The 24,969-nt window shown below is 72.4% G+C and carries 20 protein-coding genes; 11 read left to right on the top strand and 9 right to left on the bottom strand.

The genetic code is table 11. From position 1 onward, the window contains the following. Nucleotides 1-129 precede the first annotated feature (129 nt). On the top strand, nt 130-1,494 hold the full coding sequence (locus ASF89_RS08985; protein ID WP_055813958.1) for a glucose-6-phosphate dehydrogenase: 1,365 nt from the start codon (nt 130-132) through the stop codon (nt 1,492-1,494). A gap of 73 nt (nt 1,495-1,567) precedes the next feature. On the opposite strand, the gene ASF89_RS08980 is transcribed toward ASF89_RS08985, so the two are convergent. The 7 genes from ASF89_RS08980 to ASF89_RS08950 all read right to left on the bottom strand — a co-directional run bounded on the left by ASF89_RS08980 (nt 1,568) and on the right by ASF89_RS08950 (nt 8,098). Next, on the bottom strand, nt 1,568-3,355 hold the full coding sequence (locus tag ASF89_RS08980) for a glycoside hydrolase family 15 protein (RefSeq protein WP_055813956.1): 1,788 nt from the start codon (nt 3,353-3,355) through the stop codon (nt 1,568-1,570). 21 nt (nt 3,356-3,376) lie between these two features. Next, nucleotides 3,377-4,066, bottom strand: a complete 690-nt coding sequence (pnuC, locus tag ASF89_RS08975; RefSeq protein ID WP_055798370.1) for a nicotinamide riboside transporter PnuC — start codon at nt 4,064-4,066, stop codon at nt 3,377-3,379. Nucleotides 4,067-4,187: 121 nt separating this feature from the next. Continuing rightward, nucleotides 4,188-4,514 carry a DUF6504 family protein gene (locus ASF89_RS08970; protein WP_055796910.1) on the bottom strand — a complete coding sequence of 109 codons (327 nt, stop codon included), beginning with the start codon at nt 4,512-4,514 and terminating at the stop codon, nt 4,188-4,190. A 69-nt stretch (nt 4,515-4,583) separates the two neighbouring features. Further along, a complete protein-coding gene (locus ASF89_RS08965) occupies nt 4,584-5,867 on the bottom strand; it encodes a type II toxin-antitoxin system HipA family toxin (protein WP_055796913.1) in 1,284 nt (427 codons plus the stop codon). Continuing rightward, a complete protein-coding gene (locus ASF89_RS08960) occupies nt 5,864-6,232 on the bottom strand; it encodes a helix-turn-helix transcriptional regulator (RefSeq protein ID WP_156357328.1) in 369 nt (122 codons plus the stop codon). The genes ASF89_RS08965 and ASF89_RS08960 overlap by 4 nt, the downstream gene beginning before the upstream one ends. Before the next feature lie 85 nt (nt 6,233-6,317). After that, nucleotides 6,318-7,358, bottom strand: a complete 1,041-nt coding sequence (locus ASF89_RS08955; protein ID WP_055796920.1) for an App1 family protein — start codon at nt 7,356-7,358, stop codon at nt 6,318-6,320. 17 nt (nt 7,359-7,375) lie between these two features. Continuing rightward, nucleotides 7,376-8,098 (bottom strand): SOS response-associated peptidase, encoded by a 723-nt coding sequence (locus ASF89_RS08950; RefSeq protein WP_055796924.1) that lies wholly within the window; start codon nt 8,096-8,098, stop codon nt 7,376-7,378. Nucleotides 8,099-8,238: 140 nt separating this feature from the next. On the opposite strand from ASF89_RS08950, the gene ASF89_RS08945 reads away from it, so the two are divergent. Further along, the gene (locus tag ASF89_RS08945; RefSeq protein WP_055796927.1) at nt 8,239-8,886 is read left to right on the top strand and encodes a TetR/AcrR family transcriptional regulator; all 648 of its coding nucleotides are present in this window, start codon (nt 8,239-8,241) and stop codon (nt 8,884-8,886) included. 66 nt (nt 8,887-8,952) lie between these two features. Here the strand turns inward: ASF89_RS08945 and ASF89_RS08940 are convergent, their stop codons facing one another. Next, nucleotides 8,953-9,615: a DedA family protein gene (locus ASF89_RS08940; RefSeq protein WP_055813953.1), complete on the bottom strand. Its 663-nt coding sequence runs from the start codon at nt 9,613-9,615 to the stop codon at nt 8,953-8,955. Between the two features lie 87 nt (nt 9,616-9,702). Here ASF89_RS08940 and ASF89_RS08935 point away from each other — a divergent pair, with 87 nt between their 5' ends. From ASF89_RS08935 to cydC, 4 genes are read left to right on the top strand one after another with little or no spacing between them, the layout of a single operon-like run. Further along, nucleotides 9,703-11,115: a cytochrome ubiquinol oxidase subunit I gene (locus ASF89_RS08935; RefSeq protein ID WP_055813950.1), complete on the top strand. Its 1,413-nt coding sequence runs from the start codon at nt 9,703-9,705 to the stop codon at nt 11,113-11,115. Beyond that, nucleotides 11,115-12,116 carry a cytochrome d ubiquinol oxidase subunit II gene (gene cydB / locus ASF89_RS08930; protein ID WP_055813947.1) on the top strand — a complete coding sequence of 334 codons (1,002 nt, stop codon included), beginning with the start codon at nt 11,115-11,117 and terminating at the stop codon, nt 12,114-12,116. Before ASF89_RS08935 ends, cydB begins: the two co-directional genes overlap by 1 nt. Nucleotides 12,117-12,126: 10 nt before the next feature. After that, the gene (gene cydD / locus ASF89_RS08925; protein WP_055813943.1) at nt 12,127-13,818 is read left to right on the top strand and encodes a thiol reductant ABC exporter subunit CydD; all 1,692 of its coding nucleotides are present in this window, start codon (nt 12,127-12,129) and stop codon (nt 13,816-13,818) included. Next, a complete protein-coding gene (gene cydC / locus ASF89_RS08920) occupies nt 13,815-15,593 on the top strand; it encodes a thiol reductant ABC exporter subunit CydC (protein ID WP_055813940.1) in 1,779 nt (592 codons plus the stop codon). Before cydD ends, cydC begins: the two co-directional genes overlap by 4 nt. 85 nt (nt 15,594-15,678) lie before the next feature. Here the strand turns inward: cydC and ASF89_RS08915 are convergent, their stop codons facing one another. Then, complete coding sequence (locus ASF89_RS08915; protein ID WP_082489904.1) at nt 15,679-16,530, bottom strand: aminotransferase class IV; 852 nt, start codon at nt 16,528-16,530, stop codon at nt 15,679-15,681. 12 nt (nt 16,531-16,542) lie between these two features. Here ASF89_RS08915 and ASF89_RS08910 point away from each other — a divergent pair, with 12 nt between their 5' ends. From ASF89_RS08910 to holA, 5 genes are all read left to right on the top strand, one after another. After that, a complete protein-coding gene (locus tag ASF89_RS08910; RefSeq protein WP_055813938.1) occupies nt 16,543-17,949 on the top strand; it encodes an anthranilate synthase component I family protein in 1,407 nt (468 codons plus the stop codon). Between the two features lie 121 nt (nt 17,950-18,070). After that, the gene (leuS, locus tag ASF89_RS08905) at nt 18,071-20,692 is read left to right on the top strand and encodes a leucine--tRNA ligase (protein ID WP_082489903.1); all 2,622 of its coding nucleotides are present in this window, start codon (nt 18,071-18,073) and stop codon (nt 20,690-20,692) included. Nucleotides 20,693-20,799: 107 nt separating this feature from the next. After that, on the top strand, nt 20,800-21,495 hold the full coding sequence (locus tag ASF89_RS08900; protein WP_055813932.1) for a ComEA family DNA-binding protein: 696 nt from the start codon (nt 20,800-20,802) through the stop codon (nt 21,493-21,495). 14 nt (nt 21,496-21,509) lie between these two features. Further along, nucleotides 21,510-24,011 (top strand): ComEC/Rec2 family competence protein, encoded by a 2,502-nt coding sequence (locus ASF89_RS08895; protein ID WP_156463360.1) that lies wholly within the window; start codon nt 21,510-21,512, stop codon nt 24,009-24,011. Next, on the top strand, nt 23,921-24,955 hold the full coding sequence (gene holA / locus ASF89_RS08890; protein WP_055813927.1) for a DNA polymerase III subunit delta: 1,035 nt from the start codon (nt 23,921-23,923) through the stop codon (nt 24,953-24,955). Before ASF89_RS08895 ends, holA begins: the two co-directional genes overlap by 91 nt. Nucleotides 24,956-24,969: the final 14 nt, after the last annotated feature.

The raw sequence follows: 24,969 nt of genomic DNA, 5'->3' as shown, positions 1-24,969 counted from the left end.
CCGGCCGGGGCGGTCGACGGGAATGCCCGTCCGCCCTGTGCGTTGACACCCGTGGCCCGAGCATCCCCACCCGCCGCCAGATCGACAAGCGACGACCCGTTCGCCGCCCTCATCCATGAAAGCCGCACAGTGACAGACACCACCACCCTCATCATCCTCGGAGCCAGCGGAGACCTCACCGAGCGTCTGCTGCTCCCCGGCCTCGCCAGCCTGCTGAAGAGCGACCGCGGAGTCGACGTGCAGCTGATCGGCACCGGCCGCAGCGAGCGGAGCCCCGAAGAATGGGACGACGTCGTCAAGACGGCGTTCAACGGCGACGCCGGCAGCGACCTCGCCAAGAAGACCCTCGCGTCGAGCCGCTACATCCAGGGCGACCCCACCACGGTCGAGCACCTGAAGGCCCTGTTCGAGGCCAGCGAGGGCACCCCCGTGATGTACTTCGCCCTTCCGCCGGCGATCAGCACCCGCGTGATCCAGGCGCTCGCCGAGATCGACCTGCCCGACGGTCTCCGCCTCGCCCTCGAGAAGCCCTTCGGCTCCGACGAGGAGAGCGCCCGCGAGCTCAACGCCGAGCTGCTCAAGATCGTCCCGGAGGAGCGCATCCACCGCACCGATCACTTCCTCGGTCGGGCCACGGTGCTCAACATGATCGGCCTGCGGTTCGCGAACCGCCTCTTCGAGCCGGTCTGGAACAGCGAGAACATCGAGAAGGTCGAGATCTTCTACGACGAGGTCCTCGGTCTCGAGGGTCGCGCCCAGTACTACGACAAGGCCGGCGCCCTGATCGACATGATCCAGAGCCACCTGCTGCAGGTGCTCGCGGTCATCGCGATGGACGCCCCGTCGTCGATCGACTCGGTCGAGCTCCGCAGCGAGATCGCCCGCGTCCTCCGCGCCACCTGGGTCCGAGACGCGGACCCCGTCGCGTCGAGCCGTCGGGCGCAGTACACGGCCGGCACCATCGACGGCAAGGACGTCCCGTCGTACGCCGACGAGGACGGCGTCGACGTCGAGCGTCAGACCGAGACCCTCGCCGAGGTCGAGTTCGAGGTCAAGACGCGCCGCTGGGCCGGGGTCCCGTTCATCCTCCGCTCGGGCAAGGGCATGACCAAGATCCGCAAGGAGGTCCTCATCACGTTCAAGCCCGTCCCGGCGCTGCCCGAGGGCCTCAACGGTTCGTCGACGCCCGACACGCTGCGCATCGAGATCAGCCCCGAGACGATGGAGCTCGGCGTCACGACCAACGGCTCCGGCAACCCCTTCGACCTCGAGAAGTCGACCATGTCGGTCACGCTCGGCAAGCCCGAGCTCACGCCCTACGGCGAGGTCCTCAGCGGCATTTTCCACGACGACCCGACGCTGTCGATCCGCGGTGACGTCGCCGAGCGCTGCTGGGCCATCGTCGCTCCCGTGATCGACGCCTGGAAGGCCGGGCAGGTCCCGCTCGACACCTACGCGGCCGGCTCGACCGGTCCGTCGGACTGGCCCGCCTGATCCGTCCGCGTCGTCCTCCGTCGGCCGCCCCGCTCCCCGTGAGCAGGGCGGCCGTGGTCGTCGAGGGCGTCCCCTAGGAGGCGCGGGTCGACCGGGCGAGCGCGATCGCGTCCGCCGCCCGCACGAGCGCCAGGTGCGACAGCGCCTGAGGGGTGTTCCCGACGTGGCGACCGGTCGCCACCTCGATCTCCTCCGAGAGCATGCCCACGTCGTTGCAGTAGCCGACCAGGCGGTCCATGAGGACGACCGCGTCGTCCAGGCGACCCGAGGCCGCGTACTGCTCGACGAGCCAGAACGAGCAGGTGAGGAACGGGTTCTCGGTGCCCTCCAGCCCGTCGACGCCGCTCTCCGTCCGGTAGCGCAGCAGCAGGCCGTCGTGCAGGAGGTCGCGCTCGATCGCGGCGACGGTGCCCAGCATGCGGGGGTCGTCGGCTTCGACGAAGCCCACCTGCGCGAGCTGCAGCAGCGACGCGTCGACCTCGGTGGTGTCGTAGTGCTGGGTGAACGTGCCGAGCTCGGCGTTCCAGCCGTGATCCTCGATGTCGGCCCTCACCTCGTCGCGGAGCGCTCGCCATCGGTCAACGGGGCCGTCCAGGCCGAACTGCTCGACGCCCTTGATGCCGCGGTCGAGGGCGGCCCAGATCATCACCCGCGAATGGGTGAAGTGCCGCACCTCGCCGCGGATCTCCCAGATGCCGCTGTCGGGTCGTGACCGGTTGTCGTCGACGTACTGCAGGAGGGCCCGCTGCAGAGGCCACGAGTACTCGTTCTCGTCGACCCCGAGGAGGCGCGCCTCGTGGAGTGCGATCATCACCTCTCCGAAGATGTCGCCCTGGTACTGCCGGTAGGCGCCGTTGCCCACCCGGACGGGGGAGGCGCCTCCGTAGCCGGGGAGGCCGTCGATCTCGCTCTCGTGGAGGTACCGCTCGCCCGCCAGGCCGTACATGATCTGGACGTCGGCGGGGTCTCCGGCGATCGCCCGCAGCAGCCAGCCACGCCATCGTTCCGCCTCCTCCGCGTAGCCGTGCAGGATGAGCGCCTGGAGGGTCATCGAGGCGTCGCGGAGCCACACGTAGCGGTAGTCCCAGTTGCGCGACCCGCCGAACTGCTCGGGCAGACTCGTCGTGGCCGCGGCGACGATCCCGCCGGTGTCCTCGTTCGTCAGCGCGCGGAGGATGAGCAGCGATCGTCGCACCTCGCGCTCGTAGGCGGGAGGAGCGGTGCAGCGCGCGGCCCAGTCACGCCACCAGGCGGTGGTCTCGGCGATCCGGGCGTCCACGTCGATCGGCGTGGGCGGCGTGCGGTGCGAGGGGTACCACGTGAGGGTGAGATCGACGACGTCGCCGGCGGAGACGTCGAACCCGGCCTCGTGGGTGTGGTCGGTGGCGGTCAGCCGCGGACCGCGGACGACGACCGCGTCGGGCCCGGCCGTCGCGACCAGGGCGGTGCCGTCCGCCTCGACGACCTGTCTGACCCAGGGCATGGCGCTGCCGTACCCGAAGCGGATGGCGAGATCGACCCGCATGGGCACCGTCCCGGAGATGCCGGTGACCCGACGGACGACGTCGGCCCGTCGGTCGCCGAAGGGCATGAGGTCCGTCACCTCGACGACGCCGGTCGGCGTCCGCCAGCGGGTGACGAGCACGAAGGTGTCGTCGAGGTAGCTCCGGGTGGCGGTCGCCGCGGCGTCGGAGGGGGCGATCAGCCACCGGCCGGCGTCGTGGTCGCCGAGGAGCGCCCCGAACGTCGAGGCGGAGTCGAAGCGCGGCAGGCACAGCCAGTCGATGCTGCCGTCGGTGCCGACGAGGCATCCGGTGTGCAGATCACCGATCAGGGCGTAGTTCTCGATGGGCAGGGGCATGCGGCCATCCAAGCAGCCGGGTCAGTGACGGTGCTGCAGGGTGGGGTCGGGCCACCGGGTCTCGACGAGCGGCTTCCGTCGCCTGGTCCGCGCCCAGACCACGAAGCCCATGAGGGTGAACGCCCCGTAGAAGACGTACATGAACGCCGAGGCGTAGTAGCCGGCGCTGAAGAGCAGGGGAGTGCCCACGAGGTCCACGGCGACCCAGATGAGCCAGAACTCGACCCAGCCCTTCGCCATGCCGTACGTGGCCAGCAGCGACCCCATGAAGATCCAGGCGTCGGCCCACACCGGCTCGTACGAACCGAGTGCGCTGAAGATCGGGGTGAGGACGGCGGTGCCGCCGAGCAGGGCCACCACCAGCAGGACCCGGTTGCGTCGACCGGCCCACCGCGGCTCGACGGCCGCCCCGGCGCCGGTCGCGCTCCGTCGCCAGCGGTACCAGCCGTAGACGGACACGGCGATGAACATGACCTGACGCCCGGCCTGCCCGAGCAGATTGACCGGGTTCGGCGTGTCGAACACCGCGCCGAGGAACACGGTGAACAGCAGCGCGTTGCCGACGATGCCGACCGGCCACGCCCAGACCTTGCGGCGCATGCCGCCGAGGGCGCTGAGCAGACCGAAGACGTTGCCCACGACCTCACGCCAGAGGATGGTCTGATCACCCAGCACCAGCTGAGCGTCGAAGAGCCACCGGATCACCTGCACGTCGTCCTCCTGGTCGCGGCGACGACCGAGCCCGTGGTCCGCCACGGCGTTCGTCCCGCCGAGATCGGGAACGACCGCGGCCCGTGGTTCATTCCCTCGCCCTGTCGTGCGGTACCGGTGGTCAGGCGAACAGCTGCTGCTCGACCCGGTCGTCGAACACGCCCAGCAGCAGCCACGACCCCCTGGCCGGATCGAGTGCCAGATCGAATGTGCCGTCGATCCGATGGACGCCGTCGGTGAGCGGCAGGGCGTCGACCCGCCAGACCGGCAGCTCGAGCAGGTCGTCCGCCCCGCCGCGCGGTGCACGATCCGCCGACCGCCACCATTCGCGACGGGTGATCCACCGCTCCGGCGGACTGACGACGCCGTAGACGACGCCTCGCCACACGAACCGGAGCGGCGCCCCGTCGGCGGTCGTCTCGACCGGCACCTTCTCGTCGATCTTCATGTGATCCGCCTCGCTCGTCGTTCGAAAGTGTGTTCGAACGGAGTGTACGGTCGGCCGCCGACATCCGTCTCACCAGCGGGGCAGCGCATCCTCGATCCGACGGGCCGCGTCGTCGTCGAGCCCCGCCTCCTCGGCGAAGCCCCGCCACCCCGCCACCGCCTCGCTCACCTCGGCCACGATCTCCGACGCGCCGGGGACGAGGTACCGGTCGGCCAGTCGCATGACGTCGTCCCGCCCGACGTCGCGGAACACCCCGTCGACCCCCATCAGATGCTGATAGGTCCATCGTCCCGTCGGATTGTGCGCGAACGTGACGTCGTAGGCGGGCGCCAGAGTCCACGACGCCGTCGGCGACGCCAGCAGGAACGACGAGTTCTTCGTGTGATCGTCGTTGTTCGCCGCCAGGATGTTCAGCACCATCCGTCGGAGCACCTGCGCCCTCGCCTCCGCGCCCATCCCCAACGACTCCACCGTGTCGAAGAGCTGACCGTACTCATGGGTCTGCCTCTGACGGAAGTCGAGATGCGCCGTCCCGCACAGGGTCACGGAGTGGATCTTGCCCGCCGGCCCGCGGTCGAAGCGACGCGTCATGAAATGAGCGCGACCGTTCTCCTCGAGCAGCCGGCACTCGGCCATCTCGACCCCCGCCGCCCGCGCCATCAGCGAATAGGCGTACTCCACGCGCCCCGACGACCCGCCCGACCCGAGCTCCGCGTCCGCACCCAGGCCGTCCAGCTTGATCAGCCAGTGCTCGAACCCCTCAGGGGCCGGCAGCTGCCCCGAGCGGACCTCGCCCGACTCGCGGTCCCACGCGATGACCGCCTTCGCCCGAGCGCCTCCCGCCGAGGTGCCGACCTGGATCAGCGACTGGATCGCCGCCTCCGTCTCGCGGTCCGAGTCGAACTGCGCGTCGAGCACGCTCCGGGCCCCCTCCACGAGGGCGCTCAGCTCGACCGCGCTGCTCCGGCGGTGACGAGGCCCCCGCGACGGCCGGAACTCGAGAGCTCCCATGGCCCGGTCCGCCATGTAGGCCAGCCGGTCGAGCGGACTGACGTCCCCCCGCCGGACACCCTGCCTCGCCAGCCAGGCGTCGATCACCGCGTTGCCGAAGTCGTCGGGCATCGCATCGGCCAGCAGGGCCGGGAGCCGATGGAAGGTGGCCTCGGGCAGCTGCGGGAACACATGACGCCTCGTGCGCACCGGCATCGTCAGAGGAGCCAGCTCGATCCCCCTGGCCGCCCAGTCGGGGTAGTACTCGAAGACGTACGCCCCGAGCCCCTCGTCGAGGGCGACCGCGCCGACCCGCGACCCCCACGCCGAGACCTCCACCGCCTGCACCGCCGACCAGCTCATCGGGACGGGTCCTCCGTCGACGGCGCCCCGTCGTCGCGGACGGTCGTCCGCGGTCGGTACACCCGCCTCCTCGGCTCACGACCGGCGCTCCGCAGCACGTCGATCGGGCTCACCGCGCTCGCCGGGAGCAGCCCCTCGAGCGCGTCGGCGGCGTCGAGGGCCCGGAGGACGCGGACGAGGGTCTTCAGGGTGCTGCCCCGCCCGTTCTCCAGATTCTGCAGGGTGCTCGTCGAGACGCCGGCCTCGCGGGCGAGGTCGACCTGGTCGACGCCCTCGTCGAGTCGGCGGGCTCGCACGCGCTCGCCGATCAGGGTCTCCCACTCGTCGGTGGATCGTCGCCTGGCGGTGGATCCGTTCCCGTTCATCACCCCTCCGAAAACCGATTATCCGGCTATTGCAGCACGATCAGGCCTCAAAAGCGAGAAATCCGGTGATAAGAGAAGGCCCGCGTCACTCGACGATGCCCGCATCGGCGAGCTGATCCCACAGACCGGCGCCGTCGGGGGCCGAGACCCAGGTGACGTCACTGCCCTGCGCGTGCTCGGAGCGCGATCGGCCACCGGCGAGAACGGCCTCGCTCGGCGAGAGCTGCCGGATCGCCACGGCCGCGACGGAGTCGGGATGCTCGTGCAGGAAGCTCCCGTAGAGCTCCTCGTCGTGCTGCCCGTCGTCACCGACCAGCAGCCACCGCATGTGGGGGAACTCGGCGGCCAGGCGCTCGAGAGAGGCGCGCTTGTGCTCGCGGCCGCTCCGGAAGAACCGGTCGTGGGTCGGACCCCAGTCGGTCAGCAGCAGAGGGCCGCTCGGGTACAGGTTGCGCGAGAGGAAGCGCGACAGCGTCGGCGCCACGTTCCAGGCGCCCGTCGAGAGGTAGATCACGGGGCATCCGCCGGCGGAGCGCTGCAGGCGCTCGTACAGCACCGACATGCCGGGCACGGGGCGGCGCGCGTGCTCGTTGAGCACGAAGGTGTTCCAGGCAGCCAGGAAGGGGCGGGGCAGGGAGGTGACCATCACCGTGTCGTCGATGTCGGAGACGATGCCGAACCGCACGTCGGGGTCGATCACGTACACCGGCGCGTCGACGGGCAGCGAGCCCTCGCAGCTCACGGTGGCGATGTGCCAGCCGGGCTCGAGATCGACCTCGACCCGGACGTCGAGCACCCCGCCGCGGTCGGTCGTGAGGTGGTGGGTGCGCCCGCCCAGCACCACGTCGACGCGGGCCTTCTCGACCGGCACGCTGGTGAAGCTCCGCCAGCCGCGGACGTTGGCGCGGTCGATCCCCTCGAGGGTCCCGGCCGGGGTGAGCAGCACCCGGGACAGGACGCGAGCCCACCCGGGGGAGCCGTAGCCCGTGTAGGGCACGATCGTCGGGAGGAGACCCCGCCTGCGTGCGCGCTTCTCTCGGAACCGGTGGACCGAGTTCTCGATGCGGGCGGCGCGGTGCAGCAGCGGCTCGACTCCGGCCGGGGCCGGTCTACGGGTGTCGGGCATGCGCCCATCCTGTCACGTCAGAGGGGCTCGACGAGGGAGGGGGAGTCGGTGCCCACCGAGCCGACGGCGGGCGAGACCTCGTGGGACGTCGTGCGCCCGGCGATCTCGGGCGACAGCCCCGCGACGCCCTCGACGAGATCGGCGTCGCCCTCGGTCTCGGGGTCGAGCCAGTCGTCCATCACGTCGGCCCCGACGAAGACCGGCATGCGGTCGTGCAGCGAGGCGAGCGGACCCGAGGAGGCGCGGGTCAGGATCGTCGTCGACAGCAGCCACCGGGACGGCGCGTCGGGCGCCGCTCGAGGGTCCCGCCACCATTCGTAGAGCGCGGCGAAGAGCATCACCTCGTCGTCGGGGAGGTGGACGAGGTGCGGGTGCCTGACCCCGGCCGAGTCGGTCGTCCACTCGTAGTACCCCGTGGCGGGGACCAGCCCCCGACGGGCGGCGACGGCCTCGCGGAACATCGGCTTCGCGGCCGCCGTCTCGGACCGGGCGTTGATCACGGGCGCGCCCTCGGGTCCGGCCGAGCCGCCGGGCACGAGACCCCAGCGGGCGGCCGCGAGACGACGGACGGGCGGGCCGCCGGCGTCGTCGCCCCGGGGCGCCGCATCGACCAGGAGGTGCACCGGGCGGGTCGGAGCGATATTCCAGGAAGGATCTGGGAGAGTGTCTCCTGATACATCAACGTCGAACAGGGCCACCAGGTCGCTCGAGGCGCGAGCCATCACGAATCGTCCGCACATGCGTCCATCATCCCGGCTCCCGCCGACATCGGGTGCCATCGGTCGGCGAGGCGGCGGATGCGCCCGCCGCGCCCCGGCACGATCCCCCGACGTCCAGCACCATGCCGCGACGACGTCGCGACTCGCCAGAAGGAGAACCGTTGCTCGTCACCGAGGTCAATGAAGCACTGCCCGGGGGATCGTCACTGCTCAGGAACGAGCCGGTCCAGGCCCGGAGCTCTGCGCGCCTCACGGGGCTGCTCGACGCCGCGGCGTCGATCATCGACGAGATCGGCTACGAGCGTCTGACGACGGCGATGGTCGCCGAGCGCGCCGGGGCGTCGATCGGCACCGTCTATCGGTACTTCCCCGACCGGATCGCCGTGGTCGACGCCCTCGCCCTCCGCTGCATCCAGCGGCTGACGTCGCGGGTGGCCGATCGGGTGGCCGACCCTGAGATCGTCGACTGGCGGCGTGCCATCGAGGCCCTGATCGACGCGAAGGCCGACATGTACCGCGAGGAGCCCGGGTTCCGGGCCATCCGCTTCGGCGACGCCCCCGACCTCGGAGCCCCGCACGAGGCGCCCTCCGGCAGTCCTCTGGCCGATCGCATCACGAGCCTGCTGGTCGACCGGTTCGGCGTCGTCCGCGACGTCGAGACCGAGCTGGCGGTAGAGGTCGTCGTCGAGATCGGCAACTCGCTGCTCGCTCGCGCCTTCGTGTCGGGGGGCGAGGGCGACAGCCGCTTCATCGACGAGTGCCGCCGCGTGGTCGTCGCCTATCTCGAGCCGGTGCTCGCCGTCCGCTGACCTCTCGGGCGCCCGCCGGGCCGAGGTCCGCCGGATCCGCGCCCGCCGGGCCCACGCCCACCGAGCTCACGCCTCGGCGTCGTTCTCCGGCGGAGGCGTCATGTGGCGCTCCTCCCGGGAGTGGACGATCCGCTTGATCACCACGACGGCCACCGCGAAGACGACGATCGCGGCGACGAACAGGTAGCCGGCGCCGTGCAGCCGGTCGGCGACCTCCCGGTAGCCGCCCGCCGCCCCGGCCCCGACGGACACGTACGCGGTCGACCACAGCAGGCACGCGGGGGCGGTCCAGGCCAGGAACGTGCGGTAGCGCATCGGGCTCATCCCGACGGTCAGCGGGATGAGCGAATGGAGCACCGGCAGGAAGCGCGAGACGAACACGGCGATGCCGCCGCGGCGTGCGAGGTAGGTCTCCGCCCGCACCCAGTTGCGTTCGCCCAGGCGTCGGCCGACGGCGCTGCGGCGGATCGCCGGTCCGAAGCGGCGACCCAGAGCGAAGCCCACGCTCTCGCCGACGAGCGCCCCGATCATCAGGGCGGCGATCAGGGCGACGAACTCGGACGGCGTCGCGACCGCGGTCGACGACACGATGGCGACGGTGTCGCCCGGGACGACCAGTCCGAGGAGCACGGACGTCTCGAGCACCATGGCCAGGCCCGCGAGCAGGGTCCGGAGCACGGGGTCGACCGACTGGACGAGGTCGAGGAGGCTGCCGAGGAGGTCGTTCACGCCCCCGATCCTATTCACAGGCATCCGGCAGCGACCGACCCCCCTAATCGACAGGTGTTGTTTTACTGCGGACGCATACTGAGTCCTGTGAACGACCTCCTCGACCCGCTCCTCCTCTCGCGGTGGCAGTTCGGTCTGACGACGATCTACCACTTCCTCTTCGTGCCCCTGACGATCGGCATGGCCTTCACGGTCGCGGTCTTCCAGACGGCATGGGTCCGGACCGGCAGGCTGCACTATCTGCAGCTCACCCGGTTCTTCGGCAAGATCTTCCTGATCAACTTCGCCATGGGCGTCGTGACCGGCATCGTGCAGGAGTTCCAGTTCGGCATGAACTGGTCCGACTACTCGCGCTTCGTCGGCGACGTGTTCGGCGCGCCGCTGGCGCTCGAGGGGCTGCTCGCGTTCTTCCTGGAGGCCACCTTCATCGGCATCTGGATCTTCGGCTGGGACAAGGTGCCCAAGGGCCTCCACCTGGCGAGCATCTGGGGCGCCACGCTCGGGAGCATCCTCTCCGCCTACTTCATCATCGCGGCGAACGCGTTCATGCAGAACCCGGTCGGCTACGCCATCAACGAGGAGAAGGGCCGCGCCGAGCTCACGAGCATCTGGGAGGTGCTGACCAACAAGGTCGCCCTCGCGGCCTTCCCGCACACGATCTTCGCCTGCTTCATGGTCTCGGCCGCGGTGATCGTCGCGGTGGCGGCGTGGCACCTGTCCCGCAATCAGAATCTCGAGACCATGCGCCCCGCCCTCCGCTTCGGACTCTGGACGATGGTCGCGGCCGGTGCGCTCACCGTCCTGACCGGAGATCAGCTGGGACTCGCCATGGTCGAGACCCAGCCGATGAAGATGGCCGCGGCGGAGGCCCTCTACAAGACGTCGACGGGCGCCGACGCGTCGTTCTCGATCTTCACGCTGGGCACGCCCGACGGCGTGCACGAGCTCTTCAGCATCCGCGTCCCGTACCTGCTGAGCTTCCTGTCGACGCACACCTTCGACGGCACCGTCGAGGGCATCAACGACCTGCAGGCGCAGTACACGCAGCTCTACGGGCCCGGCGACTACACCCCGATCATCTGGGTGACGTACTGGTCGTTCCGCTGGATGATGGGCCTCGGCATGGTCGCCATCATGATCTCGCTCGTCGGCCTCTGGGTGACCCGCAAGGGGCGCCTGCCCGAGAACCGCTGGGTGTGGCGTGCGGCCGTCTGGTCGTACCCGCTGCCGCTGCTGGCGATGATCGTCGGCTGGGTCTTCACCGAGATGGGCCGCCAACCCTGGCTGGTCTTCGGGCTGCTGCAGACCTCCGACGGCGTCTCGCCCGGCGTGACCGGTCTGACGGTGCTCATCTCGCTGGTGGCGTTCACCGCGATCTACGGCAGCCTCGCGGTCGTCGAGTTCCGGCTCATCGTCAAGGCGGCCCAGAAGGGGCCGGGCGAGGCGCCCGTGCCCGACCCCGAGTCCGGCGAGATCCGACACGAAGCGACGGTGTACTGATGGACCTCGCCACCCTCTGGTTCCTCATCCTGGCGTTCTTCTTCGTCGGCTACTTCGTCCTCGACGGCTTCGACTTCGGCGTCGGCATGTCGCTGCCGTTCCTCGGCCGGGACGACACCGACCGACGTGTGCTGATCAACACGATCGGGCCGGTCTGGGATCTCAACGAGACCTGGGTCATCGTCGCCGGGGCGTTCATGTTCGCCGCGTTCCCCGAGTGGTACGCCACGCTGTTCAGCGGGTTCTACCTGCTGCTGCTGCTCATCCTGCTGGCGCTCATCGCCCGAGGGGTCTCGTTCGAGTACCGGCACCAGCGCCCCGAGGCCGCCTGGAAGCGCCGCTTCGACCTGATGATCACGGTCGGCTCGGCCGTACCCGCCTTCGTGTGGGGCGTCGTCTTCGCGAACGTCGTGCGCGGGGTGCCGCTCGACCCCGGCTTCAACTACACGGGCACCCTTCTCGACCTGCTGAACCCGTACGCGCTGCTCGGCGGTCTCACGACCCTGCTGCTCTTCTTCACCCACGGCGTCGTGTTCGTCTCGCTGAAGACCGAGGGCGACATGCGCGATCGCGCCCGGCGACTCGCCGTCCGCGCCGGTGCCGTCACGATCGTCGTCGCGGCGTCGTTCCTGGCCATCACCACGCTCATGCACGGGACGCCCGCGTCGGCGGTGCTCTCGGCGGGCGCGGCCGTCGCGCTCATCGGGTCCTTCGTCGCGAACCTGCGGGGTCGCGAGGGGCGCGCGTTCGCCCTGATGGCCGTGACGATCGCACTCGCGGTGGCGAGCCTGTTCGCGGCCCTGTTCCCCGGCGTCATGCCGGCGAGCAACGACCCGGCGAACAGCCTGACGATCGCGAACGCCTCCAGCTCGGAGTACACCCTGACGATCATGAGCTGGGTCGCGCTCGTCTTCGTCCCGCTCATCCTCGGCTATCAGGGGTTCACGTACTGGATCTTCCGCAAGCGGATCAGCCGGGCATCGATCCCGGCCCACTCGTGAGGCGACGACCGTGAGACCGCTCGACCCGCGCCTCCTGCGCTACGCGGCGGCGGCCCGGTCGTTCCTCGCGATCGGGGCGCTGCTCGGCGTCGTCCAGACCCTCTGCGTCGTGGCCGTCGCCTGGTACGCGTCGCGGGCGGTCGTCGCCGTCGTCGACGGGCGCGGCGTCCCGGCCCTCGCGGAGGCGCTGGTCGGCCTGGCGATCGCGGTCGTGGTCCGTTCGCTCGTCTCGTGGTCGCTCGAAGCCGTCGCGGCGCGGACCGCCGCCGTCGTCAAGAGCCAGCTGCGCCGCCGGGTCGTTCGCGCCGTCGTCGACCGCGGACACGAGTGGCTGGCCCGGCGGAACTCCGCCCGGCTGGCGACGCTCGTGGGGCCGGGGCTCGACGCGCTCGACGACTACTTCGCCAAGTACCTGCCCCAGCTGATCCTCACCGCCCTCAGCACGCCGATCATCGTCGGGGTCATGGCGGCGAGCGACTGGCTCTCCGCCGTGATCGTCGTGGCGACCCTGCCGCTCATCCCCGTCTTCATGGTGCTGATCGGCTGGACGACCCGGACGGCGCAGGCCCGCCAGTGGGATCGTCTGGCCGGTCTCGCCTCGGCGTTCCTCGACGCGGTGAACGGGCTCTCGACCCTCAAGGTGTTCGGGCGCGAGCGTCGTCAGGTCGCTCGCATCGGCCGTCTGACCGACGAGTACCGCACGCAGACCATGTCGGTGCTGCGGGTGTCGTTCCTCAGCGGCTTCGCCCTCGAACTCGCCGCGTCGCTGTCGGTGGCCCTCGTGGCCGTGTCGATCGGGATCCGTCTCGTCGACGGATCTCTCGCTCTGCCCGTCGCCCTGTTCGTGCTGCTCCTCGCGCCCGAGGCCTATCTGCCGCTCCGTCAGGTGGGCGCCAACTACCATGCGGCGTCCGACGGCGTCGCCGCGTCCGCCGACGTGATCGAGCTGCTCGACGAGGCCGAGGCGGTGGGCCCGTCGCCCGTCGTCCCGACGCCCGCATCGGAGGTCGGGGTCGTCGCGGAATCCGACGCGCTCGTCGTCTCCGGGCTGGAGGTGCACCGAGGAGGCGCGCTCGCCCTGGCAGCGACGTCGTTCGTCGCCCCCGTGGGGCGCCTGGTCGCCGTCGTCGGCCCGAGCGGCGCCGGCAAGTCGTCGCTTCTCGCCGCGCTCCGCGGAGCAGTGCCGGCCGAGGGTGCCGTGGTCTGGCGGGACGCCGGGCGCGCGCCCGTGCCGGCCGAGATCGCCTGGTCGGGTCAGACCGCCGGTCTCCTCTCGGGGACGATCGCCGAGAACGTCGCCCTCGGCGAACCGCTCGACCCCGCCGACGTCCGGCGCGCCCTCGACGACGTCGGCGGGTCGGACCTCGATCCCGCGGCCGTCCTGGGCGCGGGCGGCCGGGGTCTGTCGGGCGGCCAGGCTCAGCGGGTCGCCCTGGCCCGGGCGATCCACCGTCTGCGTCGCCGCTCGGGGCGTCTGCTGCTCGTCGACGAGCCGTCATCCGCTCTCGATCCCGTCACCGAAGCGCGCCTGGTGGCCGGCCTCGTCGCCGTGGCGCGATCCGGCGTGGCGGTGGTCGTCGTGACGCACCGCACCGCGATCCGCGACGCGGCCGACGCCGTCGTCCGCATCCCGGCCGCTGCTTCCGTCGAGCCCGTGCCCGTCGAGCCGGTGCCCGTCGAGTCCGGGGGCGGTCGCCGATGACGCGCTCCCTGCTGCGCGCGGCCCAGCCGTCGCTCCGTCGTTCGCTGCCCGGGGTCCTCCTCGGCGCGGTCAGCGCCGTGAGCGCCATCGCCCTGCTGGCGGCGTCGGCTCACCTCATCACGCATGCGGCCGAGCAGCCGCCGATCCTCTTCCTCACCCTGTCGATGGTGGGGGTCAGGGCGTTCGCCCTCGCCCGGGCGTTCTTCCGGTACCTCGAGCGCCTCGCCAGCCACGACGCGGCGTTCCGACAGCTGGCGGTCGTGCGGACCGAGCTCTACCGGCGACTCGTGCGGATCGCTCCCGCCGGTCTCGGCAGGGTCGACCGCGGCGACCTGCTCTCACGGATGGTCAGCGACGTCGATGCGCTGCAGGACCTCCCGCTGCGCGTGGTGCAGCCCCTCGTCGTGTCGGGAGCCGCGTCGGTCGCGTCGGTCGTCGGAGTCGCCTTCTTCTCACCTCGGGCCGCGCTCGTGCTCGCCGTCGGCCTCGTGGTGGCCTTCGTCGTCGGGTGCCTCAGCGCCGACGTCCTCGCCCGCCGCAGCGAGCAGGCCCTGGCCGACCGCCGGGGGGCTCTCGGAGGCGCGGTCCTCGACACCCTGCAGAACCTCGACGTGCTGGTCGCCTTCGACGCCGTCGACGGGCAGCTCGACCGGGTCGCCCGCCTCGACGACGACCTCCGTGCCGCCGCCCGTCGACGGGCGACGTCGACCGGAGTCGTGGCGGCGCTCGTCTCGCTCCTGTCGGGGGCGACCGTCTGGGCGACCGTGCTCGCAGCGGCCCCGTCGGTCGCTACGGGGGATCTCTCGGGTCCGGCCTTCGCGCTCGTCGCCCTGGTGCCCCTGGCGGTGTTCGAGGTCGTCGGCTCCGTCCCGACGGCCGTGCTCGCCTGGCGGCGGGTCCGGGCGAGCGCCGACCGCCTCGAGTCGGTCGTCCCGGCCGTCGCACCACCCGAGGTCGTCGTCGACGCCGACACCGACGCGGATGCCGACGCGGATGCCGACGCGGACGCGGATGCCGACGCCGACGCGGGCCCAGGAGCCGACGCCGGCGCCGACGTGGTCGACGTCGCCTCGGCCCGCCTCCCGCTGCCGCCGCCGGGCGGCTCGGCCGTGCGCCTCCGGGGGCTCTCGGCCTCCTGGCCCGGGTCGGCTCGCACGGCCCTCCGGTCCGTCGACCTCGACGTGCGGGTGGGGGAGCGCATCGTGATCGAGGGACCGAGCGGCGCGGGCAAGAGCACCCTGGCCGCCGTCCTGGCGAGGTTCCTCGCGTACGAGGGGCGGTACGAGGTGGGCGGTCGTGAGGCGTCCGATGTGCCTGCCGCGCGCGTGAGGGCCACGGTGGGCCTGCTCGAGCAGGAGCCGTACCTCTTCGACGAGTCCGTCCGTCAGAACCTCCTCTTCGCCCGCGACACGGCGTCGGACGACGACCTCTGGAGCGTCCTCGAGAGGGTCGATCTCGCCGGGTGGGTGCGCACCCGCGGGGGCCTCGATGCCCGTCTCGGCGAGCGCGGCGCCCTCGTCTCGGGCGGTCAGGCGCAGCGGATCTCGGTGGCGCGAGCGCTGCTGCACGGGTTCCCGGTGCTCGTCCTCGACGAGCCGACGGCCGGACTCGACGCGGATCTCGCCGAGCGTCTGATCGCCGACGTGCTCACGACGGCTCGCCAGGATGGGACGACCGTGCTGCTCGTCTCGCACGTGCCCGTCGACGAGCGACTGGTGACCCGCCGCGTGCGGATCGAGGACGGTCGCGTGATCGACCCGACCCGCGCCTCCTAGGCCCCGGCCCGTCGGATCGGCGCGTCGGCCCACCGGATCGGCGCGTCGACGTGCACCGGCGCGAGACCGGGACGCGGGGTCGCGCCTAGCCGGGCGGGAGCGGCCGGCGGAGCGCCTCGAGCCGGCTCCGCCAGAGGGCGAGCCGGCCGGGCTCTTCGGCGGGCGAGGGGCCGTCGACCCAGTCGGTGGCGATGCGCAGCCCGTGCAGGGCGCTCGTCGTCCAGATCTCGAAGCCGTCGAGCTCGTCGGGTCGGGCGTGCTCGTGCAGCACGTCGATCCCCATCACGGCCGCCAGCGTGGCCAGCGTGCGGACGGTCACCCCGGGCAGTCGCGGCAGGTCGTCGGCGGGCAGGCAGAGCGCGTCGCCGCGCCACCACACGATCGAGCTCCAGGCGCCGTCGATCACGTGGCCGTCGTCCGAGAGCACGACCGCCTCGTCGGCGCCGCGGAGTCCCGCCTCGTCGCGCACGCGTCCGAGGGCGTCGAGGTCGGGCCCCTTGACGAGAGGCAGCGTCCGCGGGTCGTGCGACGCGGTGGCGAGCACCACCGACGAGGAGGCCGGCGGCGCGGGCCGCAGCCGCAGCCGGAGCTCCGTCGAGGAGGCGCGGGTCGCGTCGGTCGCGGAGGCGGAGACGAGCTCGACCCGGGGGAACCAGCGGCCCGTCCGCGGCAGCCGGGCGACCGCTGCAGCCCAGAACGCGTCGACGTCGGGGGAGTCGGCGGGGCCGGTGCCGCGCGCGGCCAGCTCGGCGGCCGCCGAGGCGGTGAAGCGGTCGCGGTGGACGTCGAGCGCCCGCACCCGGCCGTCGTCGACGAGCCACGAGTCGGCGACGGCGAGCTCGATGCGACGGGGAGCGGCGCGGTCGGGGCCGAGGTCGTCCTTGGCGGCGGTCTCGAGGCGTCCGTCGTGCCACCGGAGGATCGTCGCCGTGCTCATAAACTCAAGGCTATGCGCCCTCCGGTGGTCCGTGCGCCGCTCGTGTGGCGCGACCCAGAACTCGTCGTCTCGTGCCTGGCCGCCGACGGCGACGTCGTCTGGATCGACGCCGGCGTCGGCGCACCGACCGGCCGGTCCGTCGTCGCGTGGGGCACGGCGGTCACCGCCCGGGCCTCCGACGGCGGTCTCGACGCGGCCTGGGACGCCCTCCGCGCCTCCTCGGCCGACCGGCGCGACGACGCGGATCCGCTGGGGTGGGCCGGCTGGCTCGGCTACGGCCTGGGTCTGCGCCTCCTCGAGCGCGACGGCGGACTGCACGGGGCGTCCCCCCGGCACGACGACGGCGGCCCGCCCGATCTCGCGCTCCTGCGCACCGACCGCGCGCTCGTCTTCGATCACGCCCGGCGGACCGTCGAGGCCGTCAGCACGGCCGATCGCGCGTGGCTCGACGACGTCCGGGCGAGGTGGGACGATCTCGCGGTCGAGGAGGCGCGGCGCGCGATCGTCCCGCACCGCGCCTCCTCGGCTCCTCCGCGCTGGGACCACGATGCGGCGGCCTACCTCGCCCTGGTGGCCCGCTGCCAGGCCGCGATCGCCGACGGCGAGGCGTACGTGCTCTGCCCGACGACCCGGGTGACCGTGGAGGGGGTCGACGACGACCTGACCCTGTACCGGAGGCTGCGACGCGCGTCCGCCGCCCCGCAGGCGTCGTTCGTGCGGATCGGCGGCACGAGCGTGCTCGGCGCCTCGCCCGAGGCGTTCGTCGAGGTGACCCCCGGGGGTCGGGTCTCGTCGTCGCCGATCAAGGGCACCCGCCCCCGCGGCACCGACGCCGCCGTCGACGCGGAGCTGGCTCACGACCTCGCCACGAGCGAGAAGGAGCGCGCCGAGAACCTCATGATCGTCGACCTCGTGCGCAACGACCTGACGCGGGTCTGCTCCGTCGGCAGCGTCGAGGTCGTCGAGCTCTTCGCCGTCCGCTCGTACCCGGCCGTCCACCAGCTCGTCAGCACGGTGCGCGGGCGGCTGCGAGCCGGTGCCACCGGTCTCGACGCGGTCGCCTCGCTGTTCCCGGCGGGGTCGATGACCGGTGCGCCGAAGCGCCGAGCCGTCGAGCTGCTGTCCGCCTGGGAGGCGCGCCCCCGCGGGATCTACTCGGGCGCCGTCGGCCTCATCGGCCTCGACGGAGCCGTCTCGCTCGCGATGGTGATCCGCTCCATCGTCGTCGAGGCGGGCGGCGCCGACGGCGGGGCCCGTCACGAGGGCCCGGGGGGCGCGGGCCCGGTCCGCGTCGCCACCATCGGGGTCGGCGGCGGGGTCACCGAGTCGTCGGTCCCGCGCGACGAGTGGGACGAGGTCGGGGTGAAGGCGGCCGCCCTGCTGGCGGTGCTGGCGGACGACGCGACCCGCGCCTCCTGAGTCCGGCGCCGCCCCCGGAGTCCGGTTCGGCGGACGACGGGCCCGTCATCTACGCTAGATCGTCGGGTCGCCGTGCCCGCACTCCGACGTGCCCCGCAGCCGGTTGCGTCCCTCCCCAGGAATGAATGAGAGTCCCGTGGCACACGAGCACGACAACACAGCCTCCGCCGACGAGTCCCCGCGCCCGCCCCGTCACGACGAGGAGCGCGAGTACGACGTCGCGCGGCTGCAGCGCAAGTGGCAGGCCGTGTGGGAGGAGGCGAAGCCGTTCGCCGTCGACCCCGACGACAAGCGCCCGCGCAAGTACATCCTCGACATGTTCCCGTACCCCTCGGGCGACCTGCACATGGGTCATGCCGAGGGCTACGCGCTCGGCGACGTCATCGCGCGCTACTGGCGTCAGCAGGGCTTCAACGTGCTGCACCCGATCGGGTGGGACAGCTTCGGGCTCCCGGCCGAGAACGCGGCCATCAAGCGCGGCGTCGACCCCCGCGAATGGACCTACGCGAACATCGAGCAGCAGAAGCAGAGCATGAAGCTCTACGCGCCGTCGTTCGACTGGGATCGCGTGCTGCACACGAGCGACCCCGAGTACTACAAGTGGAACCAGTGGCTGTTCCTCAAGATGTACGAGAAGGGCCTGGCGTACCGGAAGGACAGCTGGGTCAACTGGGATCCGGTCGATCAGACCGTGCTGGCCAACGAGCAGGTGCTGGCCGACGGCACGAGCGAGCGCTCGGGCGCCGTCGTCGTCAAGAAGAAGCTGACGCAGTGGTACTTCAAGATCACCGACTACGCCGACCGCCTGCTCGACGACCTCAACCAGCTCGAGGGCCGCTGGCCGTCGAAGGTGCTCAACATGCAGCGCAACTGGATCGGTCGCTCGGTCGGAGCCGACGTGCACTTCGAGATCGAGGGGCGTGACGAGCGGGTCACGGTCTTCACCACGCGACCCGACACCCTGTACGGCGCGACGTTCATGGTCGTCGCCCCCGACTCCGACCTCGCGGCCGAGCTCGTGGCGGACGCGACGGACGACGTGCGCGAGCGCTTCGCCGAGTACCTGACGGCGGTGCAGAAGTCGACCGAGATCGAGCGCCAGTCGACCGACCGGCCGAAGACGGGCGTGCCCCTCGGGCGCGTCGCCGTCAATCCGCTGACCGGCGACCCGATGCCCGTCTGGGCCGCCGACTACGTCCTCGCCGACTACGGTCACGGCGCCGTCATGGCCGTGCCCGCGCACGACCAGCGCGACCTCGACTTCGCCATCGAGTACGACCTGCCCGTGCGGGTCGTCGTCGACACCAACGCGGCCGTGACGGGCGTCATCCCGAAGCTCGAGCTCGACGCGGATGGTCAGGCGATCCTGCCCGACGACCTGCCCGAGCTGAACCCGCGCGAGACGGGCGTCGCCCTCACCGGCGACGGCCGCCTGATGAACTCGGGTCAGCTCACCGGTCTCAGCAAGTCGAACGCGATCAAGCGCGTCATCGAGCTGCTCGAGGCCTCGGGCTCGGGCAAGGGCGCCAAGACGTACCGCCTGCGCGACTGGCTCATCTCCCGTCAGCGCTTCTGGGGCACCCCCATCCCGATCGTGCACGGCGCCGACGGGACGGAGATCCCGGTGCCCGAAGACCAGCTGCCCGTGCTGCTGCCGCCCACCGAGGGCCTCGACCTCAAACCCAAGGGCAGCTCGCCGCTCGGCGCGGCCGCCGACTGGGTGAACGTGCCGAACCCGATCGACGGCACCCCGGCGAAGCGCGACGCCGACACGATGGACACCTTCGTCGACAGCTCGTGGTACTTCCTGCGGTTCCTCAGCCCGAACGACGCCGAGCGCGCGTTCGACCCGTCCGTCGTGAACCGGTGGGCCCCGGTCGATCAGTACGTCGGCGGCGTCGAGCACGCGATCCTGCACCTGCTGTACGCGCGCTTCATCACGAAGGTGCTGTTCGACCTCGGTCACCTCGACTTCACCGAGCCCTTCAGCGCGCTGCTCAACCAGGGCATGGTCCTCCAGGACGGCGCGAAGATGAGCAAGAGCAAGGGCAACCTCGTCACGCTCTCCGAGGAGATCGAGAAGCACGGCGTCGACGCGATCCGCCTGACGATGGCCTTCGCCGGTCCTCCGGAGGACGACATCGACTGGGCCGACGTGTCGCCCGCCGGGTCCGCGAAGTTCCTCGCCCGGGCGTTCCGCCTGGCCGGCGAGGTCTCGAGCGCACCCGACGTCGTGTGGGCCGACGGCGACCAGGCCCTCCGCCGGGTCACCCACCGGTTCCTGGCCGAGGCCCCCGGCCTCACCGAGGCGTTCAAGTTCAACGTCGTCGTCGCCCGTCTGATGGAGCTCGTCAACGCGATCCGCAAGGTCGTCGACTCGGGTGCGGGCGCAGGCGACCCCGCCGTCCGCGAGGCCGTCGAGACGGTCACGCTGGGCCTGTCGCTCTTCGCGCCCTACACGGCGTCCGAGATGTGGGAGAAGCTCGGCTACGAGGGCGTCTCCGTCGCCACGCACGGCTGGCGGAAGGCCGACCCGACGCTGCTCGTCGAGACGAGCGTCACCGCCGTCGTGCAGGTCAACGGCAAGGTGCGCGACCGCCTCGAGGTCTCGCCCAAGATCGGCTCGGACGAGCTCGAGGCGCTGGCCCGCGCCTCCGTCGCCGTTCAGCGCTCGATCGGCGACAAGGAGATCGTGAACGTCATCGTGCGCGCGCCGCGTCTGGTGAACATCGCGGTGAAGTGATCCTCCGGGGGCGGATGCGTCCTCCCCGTCCGCGACGGCCGCTCTGGTTTCCCCAGGGCGGCCGTCGTCGTCCGCGGGGGTCGTCGGGCGACTCGTAGCGTGCCGCCATGACCGTCTCGTTCAGCAGCGCCCCCGACCCGTCGCGGGGTCCGCGCTGGCGCGTGGGGGTCGGCGCGGCCGTGGTGCTCGTGCTCGCGGCGCTCGTCGTCACCGTCGTCGTCTCCGCGCTCTCCACGGCAGGAGGCGCGGGGACGATCGCGGTCACGTCGCCTCCGTCGTCGGGCGCGTCCGACGCCGTGGCGGGCGGACCGGACGGCGCGCCGTCCGGCGGGGTGGAGGCCGCGGGCGGCGTCCTCTTCGTCCATGTGCACGGCGCGGTGGTCTCGCCGGGGCTCTACGAGCTGCCGGCCGGTTCGCGGGTGGTCGACGTCGTGGCCGCCGCGGGCGGCTTCGGCGACGGCGCCGATCAGGCCGGGGTGAACCTCGCCCGACCGGTCGTCGACGGCGAGCAGCTGCGGGTGCCCGCCGTGGGCGAGCCCGCCGCCGAGGCGGCCGAGGGGGGAGGGGCGGGCGGTGCCGCCGAACCGGCGTCCGGGGGTGCCGCCACCGGGGATGCCGTCGATCTGAATCTCGCCGACGACGCCGCGCTGCAGAGCCTTCCGGGTGTCGGCCCGGCGACCGCCGGCGCGATCCTCGACTGGCGCGAGGAGAACGGCGTGTTCCGCTCGGTCGACGATCTGCTCGGCGTGCCCGGCATCGGCGAGAAGACCCTCGAGAGGCTCCGCCCGCTGGTGACGGTGTGAACGACGCGCGGCCGATGCTCGACATCCGGTGGACCGTGCCCACGGGGGTCGCCTGGGCGGCTCTCGTCGCGCTGCTGCCGTTCCCCGCACGGCTCGGACCGGCGGCGGTCGCCCTCGGCGTCGTGACGCTCGTCTCCCTGGCCGCCGCGGTCGTCGTCGCCCGCCGCCGCGAGGGAACCCGAGAGGCGCGGGGCGCCACAGCGGCACCCGGCCGCCTCCTGGCGACGCTCGTGCTCGTCGCACTCGGCGCCGGTCTCGCCGCGCTGCTCATCGCCGGCGCCGCCGTCCGCCACGACACCCGGTACCCGCCCGATCTCGTGGCCCTCGTGGGCCACACGGTCGAGCTCGAGGGCACGATCTCGGACCGCGTGACGGCGGCGTCTCGTGTCGCGGCGCTCGACGCCCGCTCCGTCACCAGCGGCGACCGGGCGTGGCACGGACGCGTGTCGGTCCTGGTGCTCGGCCCGCGGACGACCGACCCCGTCGAGGCGGGTCAGCGGGTCGGCCTGCGCGCGACGGTGCTGCCCGTCGAGCCCGGCGGGGACACCCCGTTCGTGGTCGCGGCCCGCGGCGCCCTGCGACCCGGCGAGCCCGCGTCGGGACTCGCCGGGCGGGCCGAGGCGATGCGCGCCTCCTTCCGGGACGTCACCGCGGGACTCTCCGGCGACGGGGCCGCCCTCCTGCCCGGACTCGCGATCGGCGACACCTCGGCCGTGCCCGACGACCTGACCGAGGCGATGCGGACGTCGTCCCTGTCGCATCTCACGGCCGTGTCGGGCTCGAACTGCGCGGTGCTCGTCGCGCTCACCATGCTGGTCGGGGGAGCGCTCGGCGTGCCGCGGGTCGTCCGCGTGGCGGCGGCGTCGGCGGTGCTCCTGGCGTTCCTCGTGCTCGTGACCCCCGACGCGAGCATCGTCCGGGCGACCATCATGGCCCTCGTCGTGCTCGGCCATCTGGCCGGCTCGAGACCGGTCTCCGGGCTTCCCGTGGTCGCGGTCGCCGTGACGGGCATGCTCCTGGCCGACCCGTGGATCTCGCGGAGCCTCGGCTTCGCGCTCTCCGTCCTCGCGACGGCGGGCCTCGTGGTCCTCGCCGCGCCGCTGGCACGTCTCCTCTCCCGCATCATGCCCGAGCCTCTCGCGCTCGTCCTGGCCGTGCCGATCGCGGCCCAGCTCGCCTGCGGCCCGGTGCTGCTCCTCCTCGACCCCGGGCTGCCGCTCCACGGCGTCGCCGCGAACGTGCTCGCCGAGCCCGCCGCGCCGGTGGCCACCGTGCTCGGCCTGATCGTGTGCGTGCTCGCAGGGTGGGCGCCGGGGCCGGCGGCGCTGGTGGCCCAGGTCGCGTGGGCGCCGGCCTCGTGGGTCGCCGCGGTGGCGCGCTCCGTGGCGACCTGGCCGGCGGCACGCATCGACTGGGGGCAGGGGGTCGTGGCGGTGGGGCTCCTGTCGGTGCTGACCGCCCTGGTCGTCGTGATCGTCCTGGCCCGTCGCTCCGGCCCCCTCCGACGGGCGGCCGCGACGGCTCTCGTGGCCGTCGTCGTCATCGCCGGAGGCGCGGTGGCGGGACGGGTCGTCGGCGCGCGCAGCAGCGTCCCGGGCGACTGGGCGGTCGCCCAGTGCGATGTCGGGCAGGGCGACGCCGTCCTCGTCCGCAGCGCGGGTCGGGTGGCCCTGATCGACGCGGGCGACGACGAGGAGGCCCTGACCCGCTGCCTCGGCCTCTTCGGCGTCGATCGGCTCGATCTGCTCGTCCTCACCCACTTCGACTCCGACCACGTCGGGGCCGTGGCCGTCGTGGCCGAGCGCGCCGACGTCGCCCTCGTCGGCCCGGTGGGGCGGAGGGCCGACGAGCAGGTCGTCGAGAGCCTGCGGGCCGCCGGGGTGCGCGTCGTCGACGCCCGGGCCGGCACGCACGGCGAGCTGGGGAGCCTCCGCTGGGAGGTCCTCTGGCCGTCCGCGACCGGCTCGTCGCCGGCGCCGGGCAACGGGGCCAGCCTCGTGACGCGCTTCCGGCCGTCGGACGGGTGCCGGGCGGGATGCCCGGACCTCGTCGGTCTCGGCGATCTCGGCGAGGTCGAGCAGCGTCGCCTGCGGGCGACCGGCACCCTCGCGGGCCCGATCGACGTCGTCAAGGTCGCGCACCACGGCTCGGCGGATCAGGACGCCGCGCTGTACGACGCGCTGGGCGCGCCGGTCGCGCTCATCGGGGTGGGGGCCGACAACACCTACGGGCACCCGACGGCCCCGCTGCTCGAGGTCCTCGCGGAGACGTCCGCCGCCGTCGCCCGCTCCGACCTCGACGGATCCGCGGCCGTGATGGTCGATGACGGCGGGCGCCGTCTGTGGCGGGAGCGCGCGCCCTCGTCGGAGGCCTCGTCTACGCTGGTCGCGGCGTCCGTTCCGCATCCGGTCGCCGGAGGAGGACCGTGGCCGCGCGAGCGAGTGCCAAGCCGGCGAAGAAGACCGGTGTCGCCATCGACCAGGTCGGGTGGGACCGCATCCGGCCCGCCGCCGTGATCCTCGTCAGCGGCCCCGAGCAGTTCCTCGCCGATCGTGCCGTCCGGCAGCTGCGCGACCAGCTCACCGCCGAGGACCCGAGTCTCGAGGTCCATGATCTCGAGGCCGACCACTACCAGCCCGGCGAGCTGATCACCCTGGCCAGCCCGTCGCTGTTCGCCGAGCCGCGTCTCATCCGCGTGGCCACCGTCGAGAAGTGCACCGACGCGTTCCTCACCGAGACGCTGCGGTACCTCGAGTCGCCCGCCGACGACACCTATCTCGTGCTGCGCCACGGCGGGGGAGTCCGGGGCAAGAAGCTGCTCGACACGATCCGCTCGGGCACGGGTCAGGGCATCGAGGTCGTCTGCGCCGAGCTGAAGAAGGACACCGAGAAGCTCGACTTCGCCGCCGCCGAATTCGCGGCCGAGCGCCGGCGGGTGACCTCGGGCGCGTTGCGCGCCCTCGTCACCGCGTTCTCCGACGACCTCGCCGAACTCGCCAGCGCGTGCCAGCAGCTCATCTCGGACGCCGCCGAGGAGATCACCGAGGCGACGGTCGAGAAGTACTACGAGGGGCGCGTCGAGACGAACGCGTTCAAGGTCGCCGACGCGGCCGTCGCGGGGCGACAGGGCGAGGCCCTCGTGCTGCTGCGTCATGCGCTCGCGTCCGGCGCCGACCCCGTGCCGGTCGTCGCGGCGTTCGCCATGAAGATCCGGGGCATGGCCAAGGTGCACGGCGCGTACGGGCCGTCTGGCCAGCTGGCCTCGCGGCTCGGCATGGCGCCCTGGCAGGTCGACCGTGCGCAGCGGGAGGTCCGAGGCTGGAGCGAAGCCGGCCTCGGGCGATGCATCGAGGTCGTGGCCGAGACCGATGCGGCCGTCAAGGGCGCCGAGCGCGACGCGATCTACGCGCTCGAGCGCATGGTGACGACCATCTCCATGCGGGGCGACCGGCCCCGCTGAGCGACCCGTCGGCC

It is taken from the genome of Frigoribacterium sp. Leaf172 (genome assembly GCF_001424285.1).
Classification (GTDB): domain Bacteria; phylum Actinomycetota; class Actinomycetes; order Actinomycetales; family Microbacteriaceae; genus Frigoribacterium.
This window is presented reverse-complemented; position numbering and strand designations above follow the sequence as displayed.